Annotated in this window: 9 protein-coding genes and 1 tRNA gene; 7 read left to right on the top strand and 3 right to left on the bottom strand. The window is 51.7% G+C overall.

Annotated elements, in window-relative coordinates; translation table 11 throughout:
• Window positions 1-181: 181 nt before the first annotated feature.
• Window positions 182-271 (bottom strand) — tRNA-Ser (locus DZC79_RS05350).
• A gap of 247 nt (window positions 272-518) precedes the next feature.
• Between DZC79_RS05350 and DZC79_RS05355 the strand changes: the two genes are divergently transcribed.
• The 5 genes from DZC79_RS05355 to DZC79_RS05375 all read left to right on the top strand — a co-directional run bounded on the left by DZC79_RS05355 (window position 519) and on the right by DZC79_RS05375 (window position 8,406).
• Window positions 519-4,010 carry a SusC/RagA family TonB-linked outer membrane protein gene (locus DZC79_RS05355; protein ID WP_198666795.1) on the top strand — a complete coding sequence of 1,164 codons (3,492 nt, stop codon included), beginning with the start codon at window positions 519-521 and terminating at the stop codon, window positions 4,008-4,010.
• A gap of 40 nt (window positions 4,011-4,050) precedes the next feature.
• Entirely contained in the window at window positions 4,051-5,496 is a 1,446-nt protein-coding gene (locus tag DZC79_RS05360) for a SusD/RagB family nutrient-binding outer membrane lipoprotein (RefSeq protein WP_118950535.1), read from the top strand.
• A 141-nt stretch (window positions 5,497-5,637) separates the two neighbouring features.
• Window positions 5,638-6,426: a UDP-2,3-diacylglucosamine diphosphatase gene (locus tag DZC79_RS05365; RefSeq protein WP_232831762.1), complete on the top strand. Its 789-nt coding sequence runs from the start codon at window positions 5,638-5,640 to the stop codon at window positions 6,424-6,426.
• 5 nt (window positions 6,427-6,431) lie between these two features.
• On the top strand, window positions 6,432-6,935 hold the full coding sequence (locus DZC79_RS05370; RefSeq protein WP_118950537.1) for a SixA phosphatase family protein: 504 nt from the start codon (window positions 6,432-6,434) through the stop codon (window positions 6,933-6,935).
• 7 nt (window positions 6,936-6,942) lie between these two features.
• Window positions 6,943-8,406, top strand: coding sequence for a RapZ C-terminal domain-containing protein (locus tag DZC79_RS05375; protein ID WP_198666796.1), 1,464 nt, complete (start codon window positions 6,943-6,945; stop codon window positions 8,404-8,406).
• 129 nt (window positions 8,407-8,535) lie between these two features.
• Here the strand turns inward: DZC79_RS05375 and DZC79_RS05380 are convergent, their stop codons facing one another.
• Together DZC79_RS05380 and DZC79_RS05385 are read right to left on the bottom strand one after the other, a co-directional pair.
• Window positions 8,536-9,981: an inorganic phosphate transporter gene (locus DZC79_RS05380; protein ID WP_118950539.1), complete on the bottom strand. Its 1,446-nt coding sequence runs from the start codon at window positions 9,979-9,981 to the stop codon at window positions 8,536-8,538.
• A gap of 87 nt (window positions 9,982-10,068) precedes the next feature.
• Window positions 10,069-10,716, bottom strand: a complete 648-nt coding sequence (locus DZC79_RS05385; RefSeq protein ID WP_118950540.1) for a DUF47 domain-containing protein — start codon at window positions 10,714-10,716, stop codon at window positions 10,069-10,071.
• Between the two features lie 216 nt (window positions 10,717-10,932).
• On the opposite strand from DZC79_RS05385, the gene DZC79_RS05390 reads away from it, so the two are divergent.
• Window positions 10,933-13,725 carry a TonB-dependent receptor gene (locus DZC79_RS05390; RefSeq protein ID WP_118950541.1) on the top strand — a complete coding sequence of 931 codons (2,793 nt, stop codon included), beginning with the start codon at window positions 10,933-10,935 and terminating at the stop codon, window positions 13,723-13,725.
• A 170-nt stretch (window positions 13,726-13,895) separates the two neighbouring features.
• The gene (locus DZC79_RS05395; protein ID WP_118950542.1) at window positions 13,896-15,293 is read left to right on the top strand and encodes a hypothetical protein; all 1,398 of its coding nucleotides are present in this window, start codon (window positions 13,896-13,898) and stop codon (window positions 15,291-15,293) included.
• Window positions 15,294-15,336 lie beyond the last annotated feature (43 nt).

The raw sequence follows: 15,336 nt of genomic DNA on the forward strand, positions 1-15,336 counted from the left end.
AAGAAGGCCTTCGGGTAGGGTCAGGGAGATGAGCTCCAAATACGGATCGGACAAAACAGTTATTTTTTAGCTCGCAAAGCAAACGCTTTTTTACTAATCCCCCAGATTTTACGATTGATCCATGATATTCACAAATCATAAAAAAACAAAAACCCGACTTTCGTCGGGCTTCATTCTTTGCTGGCGGAGACGGCGAGATTCGAACTCGCGATACAGTTTCCCGTATACACACTTTCCAGGCGTGCTCCTTCAACCACTCGGACACGTCTCCTTGATTTGAGGGTCGCAAAAGTACGAATTTTATTGAAATCATAAAATTTCTTTTAAACAATCCGGACGTTAATACTGTTTTAAAAGCCAGGTTTTTCCCCCTCCGGTTAAGATTTATTTATGTTAAGCGCAGAACAAAGTCTCAGCGGTCCCAACGCCCGTTAACGGTGCATTAACGAGATAGATGTTAATATTGCGGCCTGAAATGGTTTCCCGGCCCCACCAAAAAACAATATACTGACATGAAGATGAGGACCTTATTTACCCTGGTTACTGGTTTTTTCCTACAAGCTTTTTCTCTCAATGCTCAGCAGCAGGACACCCTGAAATCCGTCGCACCAGAAATGCAGGATACCGCCGCTACTCCCGGTATCGCTCCGCCAAATGCACAGGCGCCGGTTGACCTGTCGAAGGTTGGCGCTGCCGATTCTGCCACAGTAGGACAAAAGCCCGATTCTGCAGCAAAGCTTAGCATCGACTCCTCTGTAAAGGTTACGGACACCGCTGTTGTGGTCGATACCACCGGTAAGGTGGAAGTAGGCGAGCAGGCTGCAGTCAACCAGCAGCAGCTCAATGGCGTTGTTTTTGAAAAAGACGGCGTGACGACACTACCCGGCGCTACTGTGCAATGGGTGGGCAATACCGTAAGCACCCAAACCGATGTCGACGGAAAATTTGCGATCGAATACCGTAAAGAAGGGGGAGTGCTCCAGGTATCTTCGGTAGGATTTACGACGCAGAAGATCAAGGTGGAGCCGGGACAAAACGATCTTAAGATCACCATGGGACTCAACGCCGGCACCAAGATCGACGAGGTCGTGATCACGGCGCTGGGCGCGCAGCGCAATACCCGCACGCTGGGCTATTCGGTACAGCAGCTGGAAGGCCGCGATATACAGGAAGCGAAAGAGGTGAACTATATCAATGCGCTTCAAGGTAAGCTGGCGGGAGTACAGATCAGCGGTAATGCCGGTTCTATGGGCGGATCGGCGAAGGTGGTAATCCGCGGCATTAAATCCATCTCAGGGGATAACAACGCCATGTTCATCGTCGACGGGGTGCCCATGGCCAATATGAACCTGAATGCAGGAGGACAAGGTACCGGCGGCGGCGGCTTCGACTACGGCAACCCGGCACAGCTGATCAATCCCAACGATGTAGAAAATATTGCAGTGCTTAAAGGCGCGGCAGCTACAGCGCTGTATGGCAGCCGCGGCCAGAATGGCGTGATCTATATTACCACCAAGTCGGGCAAGGGCGCGGGCAAGCTTACCGTCAATTACGACTTTAACCTGCAGATGGACAAAGTATCGTTGCTGCCCAAATACCAGAACGAATACGGCGGTGGCAGCGGCGACTTTACCAAACTGTATGCCAATGAGCACCCTGAAGGTTTCGGCCCCAACGGAGGTACCTATAATGATAATGACGGCAAGGGCAGCTACGATCTCCTGCCGCAGTATGCTACCGACGAATCCTGGGGACCACGCCTCGATGGCCGCCTGGTAAGGCACTACTGGTCCTGGGATCCCGGTAAAAATAATCCCTACTTCGGACAATCGGCTCCCTGGTCGCCACAACCGGATAATGTACGCGACTTCTTCAAAACCGGCGTAACGGTTTCCAACAACCTGTCGATCTCAAGCGGCAATGATAAAGGGACCATCCGCTTCTCCCTGGGGCAGACGCACCAGGACTTCATCTATCCTGGCAGCAAGCTCGACCGTGTATTCTTCGGGTTGAACACCAGCTATAATTTTACCGACAGGCTGTCTTTCAGCGGCGGTATCAATTACATTATGGACAAGTCGAAGAACAGGCCCGGTACAGGTTTCAACGGCTTCAATCCTATGCTGCAGTTCGTGATGTACGGGCAGCGCCAGCTGGACAACAATTACCTGAAGAACTATAAGTATGCCGACGGTACCGAGCAGACCTGGAACCGTACTGCATGGAACAACCCGATGCCGGTATCGGCCGAAAACCCCTACTGGAACCAATACGAAAGTTATAATACCGACCGCAACGACCGCTACTTCGGTAACGCAGGGCTGAGCTATAAGATCACCGACTGGCTGACAGCCGATGCCAGGGTATTCTCCGATTTCCTGGATCATATCGATGAGACGAGGAGCGCCAGGGATTATTTCCTGGGCAGCTATGGCCGGCGTACGATCAATTACAATGAAAATAATTACCAGGGCACTTTAAGCTTCAATAAGAGCTTTGTACACGACCGGCTGAGCCTGGAAGGTATTGTGGGCGGCAATATCCTCAGTGTGAGGATGCAGACCGAAACCGGTACAACCAACGGCGGCCTGATGAGCCCCGGCGTATATGTGCTGCAGAATTCCGTGCTGCCCGCTACAGTAATCAATGCGTATGGCAACTACCAGACCAACTCCCTGTTCGCCACGGCAACGCTCGGATGGGACAAGCTGGTATACCTGACACTGACAGGGCGTAACGATTGGGCCTCGCCCCTGAAGCAGACCGGCAACTATTCTTTTTTCTATCCTTCTGCAGGCAGCGCCTTTGTCTTTTCCGAGCTGATCCCCAAGAACAAGTGGATGACCTTCGGCAAGGCGCGCCTGTCATATGCCCAGGTGGGCAATGCCACAACGCCTTACCAGGTAGCACGGAACTTCGATTTCAGCGCGCCTTTCGGCAGCTTCCCCCTGTTGACCACACCCGATCAGCTGTACAACGCCCAGCTGAAGCCGGAGAAGTCTTATGAAGTAGAAGGCGGCCTCGATCTTCGTTTCCTGAGCGATCGCCTCGGCCTCAGCGTTACGTACTACGACCGTAAAACAAAGAACCAGATATGGGTAGTGCAGCTGCCGCCCGAGATGGGCTATGGCTCCAAGATCGTCAACGGCGGTAATGTGCAGAACAGGGGTATCGAGCTCAGCCTGAATGCCACGCCGCTGATAATCGGCGACTTCCGCTGGGAAACTGGTATCAATTTTTCGAAGAATAAGAACAAAGTGCTTGACCTGAATACCAATGACGGCAGCATCGGCGGTATTGAAACCTTCATTATCGGTACGGAAAGAAGAACGCAAAAAGTATCGGTTGTAGCCATGAAGGGGCAATCGCTGGGCACTATTATCGGTACCGATTATGTCTACGACGCCAATGGCAATCGTGTAGTTACGGCTGACGGCTACTATGCCGTAACCGATAAGCCGGTAGTGATCGGCGATGCCAATCCCGACTTCATCGGCGGCTTCACCAATACGTTCTCCTATAAAGGCATTTATCTTTCAGGTCTCATCGATTTCCAGAAGGGCGGCGATTTCTTTTCCTATACTAACCTGTACGGTAATAAATCGGGTTTGCTGGAAGAGACCGCTGCCGGCGGTATACGGGAGAATGGGGTGATCAACCCTGGTGTAAAGGCGGATGGCAGCCCCAACGATAAGCTGATCTCCGCCAGGGATCATTTTAACAGCGATGGCGGCAACCGCATCAGCAAAGCCAACTTGTATGACGGCGGCTTTATTTACCTGCGCGAGCTGCGGCTGGGCTGGAACCTGCCCCAGAAATGGCTGAGCAAGACAAAAATGCAGAGCGCGAGGCTGTCGCTGGTAGGCCGCAACCTGTGGCTGATGCACAGCAATGCGCCGAATGTGGATCCGTCCTTTATCAACAATTCCATCGGCAATACGCCCGGTCTCGAAGGAGGCGCCTTGCCTCCTGTACGCAGCTATGGCGTTAACCTGAATATTACCTTTTAACAGAGCGGAAGAAAGCATATCGTTCAAAAAATGAAGCATCATGAAAAGTAAAGTATGGATACTGTTGGGCACAGCACTGATATTGTTCACGGGCTGCCGTAAGTTTGAGGAGCTGAATACTGACCCGGCCAAACCGGAAGAAGCCAACCCGCAATACCTCTTGTCCAGTGCAGAGAAAAGGGCGTCCGATCTGATGTATCACCCTTATTACAACGGCCGTATCGGTATGCACTTTGCCCAATACTGGACCGGTACCGATAAAACATCGGAAAGCCGCAACCTGCTCACGGATGAAGCGCTGTGGGCCGGGCTGTATACCGGGCCCCTGATGGATCTCCAGGAGATCGGCAACTATTACGATCGCCACCCTTCGGAGCGTAACCCCCACGTGCTGGCTATGGCCGAAATACTGAAGAGCTGGATTTTTCATGTGCTTACCGATGTCTATATCGACGTGCCTTACAGCCAGGCCCTCAAAGGCAATGCCAACCCGCAGCCGGCATTCGATAAAGCGCAGGACATCTACAACAACCTGCTGGCTTCGCTTCAGAGCCAGATCAATATCCTGCAGGAGACCGACGGCGACCCGGTAAAAGGCGATATCCTGGGCGGCGGTGATAAAGAATACTGGGTGCGGTTTGCCAATGCGCTTCGCCTGCGTATCGCTATGCGCATGGCCGATGTGCAGCCGGATGTCGCCCGGGAAGTCGTAGAAGAGGCTGCCGGCAAGACCCTGACCGACGTCAGCGAGGATGTCTTTTTCCCTTACAATGGTAATGCAGTGACCAGTCGCTTCCCCTACAACGATGCCGACAGGCCATTGGTAGAATTTGCGGTCACCAGCACCCTGATCGATTACCTGAAGAAAGTAGGCGACCCCCGCTTGCCCGTATATGCCCGTCCCGATGCCAATACCGGCATGTTCCGTGGCAAGGCTTATGGTACCGCTGATAACAAGCCGGCCCTGGATTCTTTGTCCAGGCCCGGTGTGCTGCCCTACAGCGCTGCTATGAAAGGTTATATCATTACTTATGCTGAAGTAGCCTTTATCAAGGCCGAAGCGGCAGCCCGCGGGATGAATGTTGGCGGCAACGCCGCCTCACTATATGAAGACGGCATTAAGGCCTCGATGGCGCAATGGGGAATTAAGCCGGACGATACCTCGGTAGCTAACTATACCAGGAGAGTGCCTTATACTGCCGGCGACTGGAAAAACGTGATTGGTACCCAAAAGTGGATCGCGCTGTATATGCAGGGGCTGCAGTCCTGGATGGAGCGCCTCCGGCTCGATTTCAGCCAGCCCGATGGTACACCTTTGTTCATCAAGCCCGTATCGGGCTCGCTGGATCCCCAGGTAGCCGATGTGCCCCAGCGGCTTACTTATCCTGCCGCAACCCGCAGCGCCAATGCAGCCAATGCTACTGCCGCAGCGCAGCGTATCGGCGGCGATACCAAAGCGACAAAGAACTGGTGGAATATTCATTGATCTTAGAACCATATCGGGATAAACAGGGCTGCTCTTCAGGGCAGCCCTTTCTGCAGAACAGAGTTGCCCGCCGGGCGGCGTATAGCGAAGGCGGCCTTCATTCCGTTTAACTTCTGTATTTTTGCAGATTAAATTCACATATTGTTATCCTGGATAATGCAATTGCCTGCCGGTAAAAAAATATATTTCGCTTCCGATTTTCATCTGGGCATTCCCGATAAGGCAACCAGCAGGAAGCGGGAGCAGCTGCTTTGCCGCTGGCTTGATACCATCAGGGAAGATGCGGAATGCCTGTTTCTTGTCGGCGATATTTTCGACGTATGGTTTGAGTATAAAAATGTGATCCCGAAAGGCTATACCCGTTTCCTGGGCAAGCTGGCCGAGCTGAGCGATGCTGGCCTGCGGATCGAAGCATTTACAGGCAATCATGACTTATGGATGCGCGGCTACTTTGAAGAGGAGCTGAACATTAAGGTGCACCATCAGCCCCTGGAGTTTGAAGCCAGAGGGAAACGGTTCCTGGTTGCCCACGGCGATGGCCTGGGCCCCGGCGATCATGGCTACAAGCTGCTGAAGAACGTGCTGCGCAACCCCTTTGCCCAATGGCTGTACCGGCGGCTTCATCCCGATACAGGGGTCGGCGTTGCCAATTACTTCAGCCGCAAAGGGCCGAAGCATGTCAACTCGGAAAAGCAGTTCCTGGGTGAGGAGAAAGAATGGCTGATCCTGTACAGCAAGGAAAAGCTGAAAGAAAAGCACTACGATTATTTCATCTTTGGTCACCGGCACCTGGCCGTCGTACATCCGCTGAGCGAACAGAGCCTTTATGTTAACCTTGGCGACTGGATCAGCTTCAACAGCTATGCCGTATTTGACGGCACGCAGCTGGAGCTGAAATATTTTGCACCGCAAACCGTTAATCCTGAATAGACATCATGAAAAGAACATTGATCCTGGTACGGCATGCCAAGTCTGACTGGAGCACAGCGGGTCAGGCCGATTTCGACCGGCCATTGAACAAGAGGGGCAAAAAAGATGCTCCTGAAATGGGGCGGCGTTTAAAAGCAAAAGGATTAGTGCCCGACCTTATCCTGGCCAGTCCCGCCAAAAGAGCTGCTGCTACCGCAAAGCTGGTTGCCGGTGCGGTAGATTACGACACCAGCCGCATACAATGGGTTGACCGGCTGTACCATTGCCCTGCCTCCGTTTTTGAAGAGGTGATCGGGGAAAGCAATATCGACGATGCGGTAAAGACAGTTTTCATCTTTGCCCACAATCCCGGCATCACCCATTTCGCTAATGAGACCGCACCAGGACTGAATATAGACAACATACCCACCTGCGGCATGGTGGCGCTGAGCTTTGAAGCAAAGCACTGGAGCGACTTCGCTAGCCAATCGCACACCTTGCTGTTTTTTGATTATCCTAAAAACCAATAATTTTTTCGTGCCTAAAGCTGATTTTACGACCACACTGACAGATCTTTTCACCAAACAGTTCGGCAATAGCCCCCAGGACATTTCCTCTATTCCCTTAGCCGGATCGGATCGCCGTTACCTTCGCCTCAGCGACGGACAAAATACGGTGGTCGGCGCCTTTAACCCGGATAAGAAAGAGAACAACACCTTTTTCTATTTTACCCAGGTATTCAGCAAGTATAAGCTGCCGGTACCTGAGATCATTGCCAAGAGCCGCGACAAGCAATATTACCTCCTGCAGGACCTGGGCACCACTTCCCTGTTCCAGCTGATGGAAGAGGAAGGGCATACTGACCGTATTAAAAGCCTGTTCCGGAAAAGCATCGACAACCTGGTACGCTTCCATTGGGAAGCCGGCAAGGAGATCGATTACTCGCTTTGCTTCTCGGCCTCCGTCTTCGACCGGAAGCAGGTGCTGGCCGACCTGCTGTATTTCAAATATTACTTCGCTGACCTGCTGAAGATCCATTACAACAAGCCGGCGCTGCTGGAAGAGCTGGAGGAATGGAGCGTCAGCCTTTCTTCTGCAAGGCCGCAAACCTTTATGTACCGCGACTTCCAGAGCCGTAACATACAGGTGCAGCACGATGAGGTGTACTTTATCGATTACCAGGGCGGCATGATGGGTCTGCCCCAGTACGACCTGGCCTCGCTGCTGTGGCAGGCGAGAGCACAGCTACCGGTAGAATGGAAGAATGAGCTGGTCAACTATTATTTCCAGGCGTTGAAGAACCTCCCCGAAATTCCATCATTTAATGAAACGGAGTTCCGGAAAGTATACCTGGAATGTGTGCTGCTGCGCATTCTGCAGACATTGGGCGCTTATGGCTTCAGGGGCCTGCTGGAACGCAAGCCGCATTTTATCAAGAGCATCAAGCCGGCCCTGCAGCAGCTGAAGTTCTTCCTCGATACCTATGGCCATATTCCTGCGTTCAGCGAGCTTCGCCACGTGCTCGAGCAGCTTGTCAAGCCGGAGATCACCGCGCAGTTTGAGGGGCTGGACGAAGCTTTGCTGGCCGATATGCCTTTAAAGATCAAAGTGTATAGCTTTTCCTACAAAAAAGGAATGCCCGAAGATGTAACCGGCCATGGCGGCGGCTTTGTATTCGATTGCCGCGGTATCCTGAATCCCGGGCGCTTTGAAGAATACAAGAGCATTACCGGGAAAGATGCTGCAGTGAAGGAATTCCTGCAGACGAAGACCCTGATGCCGCAATTCCTGGAGCATGTCTTTGCGGTGGTGGATATATCCGTCGACGATTATATCCGTCGCGGCTTTGACCACCTCAGCGTTTCCTTCGGCTGTACCGGCGGCCAGCATCGTTCGGTATTTGCAGCCGAAGCTCTGGCGCAGCACCTGAAAGATAAGTATGGCTTAGCCGCCGAGGTGCTGCACCTGGAACAGGAAGCGCATGAGCTGAAACGCAGGTAACCGCAATAAAAGCATAAAAAAAACGCTGCCTCCGGGCGGCGTTTTTTTTATGAGGTCGATTGCAAAAAAGGGCAGCTGAAAAGCTGCCCCCGATAAACAAAAAATACAAAAAAGAAGGTTTGGATCCGCTTAGTTACCCAGGCCGGTGATCTTGAACACGAAGTAGATGATGGCGGCCATGAGCGCGCTCACAGGGATGGTAATGATCCAGGCCCAGAGCAGGTTGATGGTTACGCCCCAGCGTACTGCGGAAAGCCTTTTGGTGGCGCCTACACCGATGATGGAGCCGGTAATGGTGTGCGTCGTGCTCACCGGTATCTTCAGCATTTCGGTAATGAACAGGGTAAGCGCACCGGCTGTCTCGGCAGCAACACCTTCAAAGGGCGTTACCTTGGTGATGCGGGTACCCATAGTCTTGATGATCTTCCAGCCGCCGCTCATGGTACCCAGCGCGATCACGGTATAGCAGGCCAGCGGTACCCACCATTCCATATGGTCGAGGTGATACCGGGCGGGATCGAAAGCGATAAGCGCCGCCATAATGATACCCATTACTTTCTGGGAGTCGTTGCCGCCGTGGCCGATGCTGAATGCCGCGGAAGAAACCAGCTGCATCCGCTTGAACCAGCGCTCGGACTGTGCGTAGTTGAGGTTGCTGAGGAAGAGCGTGAACAGGCTCATTACAGTAAGAATAAAGCACATCAGCACCCATTTGAAATTCTCTCCATAAAAAATGACGTTCAGAAACCTGGCATCGAAGCGCGGACGGTTAATACCGCTGATGGTCTTTACCTCATCCTTACGCATCACTTCCAAAGTTACGGGCTGATCGTTCCGGAAGCCGGAAAAGGCTTTGACTACAGCCTCTTTATCGTTTACAGGCGCCTGGTTGATCTTAAGGATCACATCCTTATCGCGGAGTCCCATTTTATAGGCATTGGTATTGCTGCCTGCAATGCCTTTGACGGCAGTACCCTGCTCGGTTTTCTCAAAACCTTTGATACCGGCTATTTTGGTCGCATCGGTCTCGATCATCTTGGAAAGGAAGACCACTACTCCCAGGATCACCAGGAAAGAAATGATTTTGGGGCCAAAGCTTTTTCTGAAGGAATTGAGGAACCAGATGGAAATAATAAAGGCGACCAGCATACCGATAACAGGCGCCAGGAAGATAAAGGAAACAATAGTAAGGATGGTGGGCGTATCGATAGAGCTAAAGCCGGCATGCGCGATAGCCGCACCCGCAAAGCCGCCGATAAGCGTATGCGAAGAGCTGGACGGAATACCGAACCACCAGGTGATCAGGTTCCAGGTAATGGCCGCCACCAGCCCTGCGAGGATCACCGGCAAGGTGATGAACTCCTTATGTACGGTCTTTGCGATCGTATTGGCCACGCCATGATCGGTAAAGATGAAGTAGGCGACAAAGTTGAAAAGCGCCGCCCACAGCACCGCCTGGAAGGGCGTCAGCACTTTGGTCGATACTACGGTGGCGATCGCATTGGCGGCATCGTGGAAGCCATTGATGTAATCAAATACAAGCGCCAGTATGATAATGATGATTAATAAAGTCATAAGAGAAGGCTCTTCATTTAAAACGCAGCAGGCCGGTCCGCCGGTTGAAGCCGGAGCTTCTTTCCGGGGCAGGGCAGTGCCGGTAAATTAAGCGTATTTGATAATGATGGATTCGATCACGTTGGCAGCGTCTTCGCATTTGTCGGTGATGATCTCCATATCCTGGTAGATGTCCTTCAGCTTGACCAGCTCGATGGGATCGGTGCTGGAAGCGAACATTTTGATGATCGCATTGTCCAGGAGGTCGTCGGCCTGGTTTTCCAGGCTGTTGATCTGCACACAAGCTTCGGTGATTGCCCGCAGGTTCTTCATGTTGCGCAGCTCATGCAGGGCTTTGTCCAGCGCGACAATGGCATTTTCGATCACAACGACCATTTCTTTCATGAAGCTGTCGATCTCTTTTACCTGGTAGTTCACCATCTTCTTGGAAGAAGCATAAATAAAGTCAGCAACATCGTCGAGGGAAGTGGCGAGGTAGTGAATGTCTTCACGGTCAAACGGCGTGATGAAATTCTGGCCCAGCTCAACAAATATCTTGTGGGTCAGCTCGTCGTTTTTGTGCTCGGCATCTTCCAGCGCGCGCAGCATCTGGGTCCTCTTGGTCACATCGGTTTGTTCGATAGCCGCACGGAAAGCGGCGCCCATCTCTTTCAGGTTGGCTCCTACCTGTTCGAAAATGCTATAGAATACTTTATCCTTGGGGAGAAACAATTTAATGAAAGAATTCAGACCCATAATCTATATAAGATTTGATGAAATTGTGTGGGCGCAAAATTACTTGTATGTACTAGGAAATGGTAGCTGTCAGCAATACTTAATAATTTGATAACCTTGATCCTAAGTGATTGGTAATGTTGCGGTAACATTAAGTTTACCTATCCGTAACATTGGCGTAATCCAAGGGTAACATTGGAATTCCAATTTTGCGCACAAATTCTATACTTGATAGTTATGCGTAATTTATTCACGTTATTGCTCTCTTTACTGGTTGCAGGGCAGGTGTTTGCAGGTGGAAAGATCCTGGGTACCGTTACCGATGGCGGCTCGTCCGAAACCCTGATCGGTGTATCCGTATCCCTATTCCAGAAGGGAGGTGAAACTCCTATGTCGGGAACCATTACCGATATCGACGGTAATTATATTTTTGAGGTAGCCCCCGGCGACTATGAAATCGAAGTACAATATGTAGGTTATCAAACCAAGAGAATAACAGATATCAATGTTACTGAAGGCAATACCACCAAAGCTTCCGTAGCCATGAGCGAACCCAAGAACACCCAGCTGGACGAAGTGGTGATCCAGGGTACCGTGAAAAAAGAAACCGTGAATGCGCTCTACACCATGCAGAAAAATGCAGTGGCTGTATCCGATGGTATCTCTGCCGAGGCCATACGCCGTTCTCCGGACAGGAGCACCGGGGAAGCGCTGAAGCGTGTGAGCGGTACTACTATCCAGGACAATAAGTTCGTGATCGTACGCGGTCTCAGCGACCGTTACAATACGGCCCTGGTGGACGACGCCGTGCTGCCCAGCACAGAGCCCAACAGGAAGGCCTTCTCTTTCGACATCATCCCTTCCAGCATGATCGATAATATCATCATCACCAAGGCCGGAACACCCGATCTGCCCGGCGACTTCGCCGGTGGTGTGATCAATATCCTCTCCAAGGAAGTGCCCGATGACAACTTTACCAATATCTCTATCGGTACAGGCTTCAACACTGCTTCTACTTTCAAGACATTTAAATCGGGATATCGTACCTCTACCGATTTCCTGGGCTTCGACAACGGCGACCGCCAGCTGCCCAAGAGCTTCCCTTCGCAGAAATCGATAGCCGGTAAGAACCTGACGCCCGAGCAATCGGTATCTTACCTGAAGATGCTGAACAACGACTTCTCTACCAAAGAGCATACAGCGCTGCCGGCAATGAACCTGCAGGCTTCGCTGGGCCGTGTGTTTAACCTGAAAGGTAATTCCCGTTTCGGCGTTACTGCTGCAGTTACTTATAACCACAGCGAGAACATCAAGCCCGAGCTGCTGCGCCAGTACGATAACTACGATTACAAAGACAATATCTACAACTATTCTACCAACCTGGGCGCCCTGCTGAATCTGGGCTATTATACCGGTAAAAGCAAGATCAACCTGAAGACCTTCTACAACCGTATCTTCGACGACAACTATCTCGAGCGTGAAGGTGTAAACGCGGGTTCTTCCCAGAACGTTAAGTACTATGCCTACGACCTGATCCAGAAATCCCTGTTCAAAACCACCCTGAGCGGCGACCACCAGATTGGTGGCAAGCAAGGTAAGCTGAACTGGTTGCTGTCTTACAACTACATTACCAATAACCAGCCCGATCAGCGTAAAGTAGCCTATACGCAATCCGAAGGTACCACCGAGCCTTTCATGGCGCAGCTGTACTCCCTGGGTAAGGCCAATAACCGCCTGTTCGGCAGCCTGAACGAAACGGTGCTGAATGGTGGTGTGAATTACGCCATGCCGTTCAAATTTCTGAACAAAAGCAGCCTGAAGCTTGGCGCTTTCGCTACTTACCGTCACCGCGATTTTGCCAACCGTTACATTGGCGCCCTGATCAATACACAGCAGCCCAACTACCTGGATGTGCTGCAGCGCCCGCTGTCTACGCTGTTTGCCAGCGATGTGGTCTCACAGAACTATTATACCCTGGCCGACCTTACCGGCGATGCGGACCAGTACAAAGCTAAAGCGATGACTACCGGCGGTTACCTGATGCTGGACAACAAGATTACCGATAAGTTCCGTATCGTTTGGGGCGCTCGCCTGGAATCTTATCACATCGACCTGAGCACACCCGAGAAAAAAGAAGTGGACCAGACCTGGACCGACATCCTTCCCTCGGCTAACCTTACTTATGCGCTCAGCGAAAAGAGCAACCTCAGGGCTTCTTACTTCAGAAGCGTAGCCCGCCCCGAGCTGCGTGAAATGGCCAATCTCGGCTATTACGATTATGAGTTGTCGGCCCAGATCACCGGTAACTCCGGCCTGAAGCGCAGCCAGATCGACAATGCGGATCTGCGCTACGAATGGTACCCCAGGGCTGGTGAGATCATCTCTGTTTCAGTCTTCTATAAGCACTTCAACAATACGCTTGAGAACTTTGTATACGGTGACGGCAGCGCTTACGATATCACCACCAAAAATTACAAGTCTGCGCAGAACATCGGCGCCGAGCTGGAGATCCGCAAGAAGCTGGACTTTATCGCCGATAAAGCCTTACTGCGTAACCTGAGCTTCTACATGAATCTGGCTTACATCAACTCCAAAGTAAATACCGATCCTTACTATGTACGGACCAAACTGGTCGACAGCCGTCCGTTAAGCGGGCAATCGCCTTATGTGGTGAACACCAGCCTCGGCTACACTTCTACCGATGGTAAGCTGAGCCTGAACCTGCTGTACAATCTCATCGGTCAGCGCCTGTACCTTGTTGGCGGCGGCCGCGTAGGTAACGTGTATGAGTCTCCGCGCAACCTGCTCGACTTCCAGGCCAGCTATGCTGTAAGCAAGCACAGCGAATTCCGCCTGAACATTAAAGATCTGATCAACAATCCCGTTCGTTTTTACTTTGACCAGGATAGCGATGAAAAATTCGGAACCGTGGGTTTTGCTGACGGCAAGATCAATCCCGACAAAGATTGGCTGCTGCAACAATATAAGCCTGGCCGTAGCTTCAGCCTGACTTACAGCTATAAGTTCTAAAATAAAGCAAACAAGCACACAGAGAAAGCGGCCCCGGGGAGGGCCGCTTTTTATATTGCCTTACTGTTAAAGGATTTCAAAGTTTACAAAGGCATAATGTTGGCGTAACATTCCGGTTACATCGTCCGGATACTTTTGCGGCAAATAAAACAACAACGAAAACAAAATTTATGAAAAAGCTTGTATTGCTTGGCTTTAGTGCGCTGGCGCTGTTTTTCGCTTCCTGCAGCAGCAACGATAATAACCCCGATCCGGGTCCTGATCCTTCCAATGTGATCACCATTAGCGGCGACATCACGGGCAACCAGACCTGGACTGCTGACAAGAAATATATTCTCAAAGGCTTCGTATATGTAACCAACGGCGCCAACCTGACGATCCAGCCCGGTACGGTTATCATGGGTGATAAAGCGTCTAAAGGTACACTGACCGTAACCCGCGGTGGCAAGATCACTGCCGAAGGTACTGTAGACAAGCCTATCATCTTTACCTCTGCACAGGAAGCCAACGCCCGTCGCGAAGGCGATTGGGGCGGTTTGATCCTGCTGGGTAAAGCACCCGTCAACCCCAGCGGCGGCGAAGCTAAGATCGAAGGTGGGCTCGTGCCTACCCAAACCGACAAAGAGAAAGATTATATCTGGTTTGGTGGTACCGATGCCAACGATAACTCCGGTACCCTGAAATATGTGCGTATCGAGTTTGCCGGTATTGCTTACTCTCCCGATAACGAGATCAACGGTCTGACTATGGGTGGTGTAGGCGCCGGTACCAAGATCAGCTATGTACAGGTTTACCGTTCAGGCGATGACGCTTTCGAGTGGTTCGGCGGTACGGTAAACTGCGATCACCTGGTGGCTTCTTACAGCTGGGACGACGACTTCGATACCGACAACGGCTTTTCCGGTAATGTACAGTTCGGTGTTGCCCTGCGTGTAAAAACCGTAGCTGATCAGAGCGGTTCCAACGGCTTCGAATCTGACAACGATGCCAACGGTTCTAACAACACTCCCCAGACGAAAGCGGTATTCTCTAACATGACTGTAGTGGGACCGATCCAGGGCAAATCTGCCAGCGGTATCAACAACAACTTCCAGCATGGTGCACAGATCCGTCGTAACTCTTCTATCTCTATCATGAACTCTATCATTATGGGCTTCCCCCTGGCTGGCCTGTATATCGACGATACCAAAGGTACTTTCACTTCCGCCAACGCTGTTGCCGGTACCCTGAAATTTGCGAACAACATTATCGCCGGCTGCCCTGTTAAGCTGAAAGCTACCGCTCCTTATGACGCCGCTATCGGTGCATGGGTTGCCGCTCAGAACAACCAGCTGCTGGACAGCACCCAGCAGGTAGGTCTGGCAGATCCCTTCAAGTTCACGCCTGCCCTGTCTTCCCAGGCTGGTCGTCCCAGCTTCCTGCTGACTGCTACCTCTCCTGCGCTTACAGGTGCGAACTTCACCGGTATGCCTTCCTTCCAGCAAGTACCTTACATCGGCGCCTTCGACGGTTCTGCTGACTGGACTGCCGGTTGGACCACCTGGGATGCTGAGAAAACTGCTTACTAAGATTTAGAACAGATCCTTTATGAGAGCCCCCGGAGCAATACTC

The sequence above is a fragment of the Taibaiella helva genome, assembly GCF_003545695.1.
Classification (GTDB): domain Bacteria; phylum Bacteroidota; class Bacteroidia; order Chitinophagales; family Chitinophagaceae; genus Taibaiella; species Taibaiella helva.